General features: G+C 67.1%; 2 protein-coding genes. One reads left to right on the top strand and one right to left on the bottom strand.

The window, feature by feature from the left end; all coding sequences use genetic code 11:
* The first annotated feature begins 28 nt into the window (after positions 1-28).
* Positions 29-586 (top strand): HNH endonuclease, encoded by a 558-nt coding sequence (locus tag CSC76_RS18840; protein WP_162111488.1) that lies wholly within the window; start codon positions 29-31, stop codon positions 584-586.
* A gap of 56 nt (positions 587-642) precedes the next feature.
* Here the strand turns inward: CSC76_RS18840 and CSC76_RS18835 are convergent.
* Positions 643-774 (bottom strand): integrase core domain-containing protein (locus CSC76_RS18835; RefSeq protein ID WP_162110179.1); only part of this gene is annotated, 132 nt, incomplete at its 5' end.

The raw sequence follows: 774 nt of genomic DNA, 5'->3' as shown, positions 1-774 counted from the left end.
GTCGTCTCCCCGCCCGCACCCCGCCGCCCTGCGCCTGCTGTCGCTGGATGCCCACGGCCGCGTGCTCGACTGGATCAACTGGCAGGACGCGACCTGCCTGTATGCGCGCGGTGCCGTGGCGTGGACGCTCGGCGATCCCTGCCTGCACGTGCATGGAGGCGTCAGCCGCCTGACCGGCGAGCAGAGCCTGATCGAGCTGCATCCCATCGTGGCGTCCCGCGGTCATGCCCGTGCGCATGCGCTGTCGCCGACGCCCACGCTGACCAATACGGCCCTGTTCGCCCGCGACGCGCACCTGTGCCTGTACTGCGGCCACGAATTCTCCCGTCCCCACCTCACCCGCGACCACGTCCTGCCGCTGTCCAAGGGCGGCAAGGACGTCTGGGAGAACGTGGTGACGGCCTGCTTCCACTGCAATTCACGCAAGAGCAACCGCACGCCGCAGCAGGCCCACATGCCGCTGCTGGCCGTGCCGTACCGGCCCAGCTGGATCGAGCACCTGATCCTGTCCAACCGCAACATCCTGGCGGACCAGATGGCATTCCTGAAGGCGCAGCTGCCCAAGAAGTCGAACCTTTCGGCCTGATCCGCCGCCGGCGTCGGACATCCGGCCGTACGGCCACCTGAACATCCTGTCGACGCCTAGCTGTGTAAACCCACCACGTTGTTCAGTGGGATTCGGGTGATGGGTGGCCTGTAGCCAAGGCTGGCATGTGGTCGATGCCAGTTGTAGTGATGAAGCCAGCCCTGCAGCGCGTGGGCTCGCTGTTCGGA

It is taken from the genome of Pseudoxanthomonas mexicana (genome assembly GCF_010093385.1).
Lineage (GTDB): Bacteria > Pseudomonadota > Gammaproteobacteria > Xanthomonadales > Xanthomonadaceae > Pseudoxanthomonas_A > Pseudoxanthomonas_A mexicana.
The sequence above is the reverse complement of the archived record's forward strand: the minus strand, read 5'-3'. Positions and strand labels throughout refer to the sequence as shown.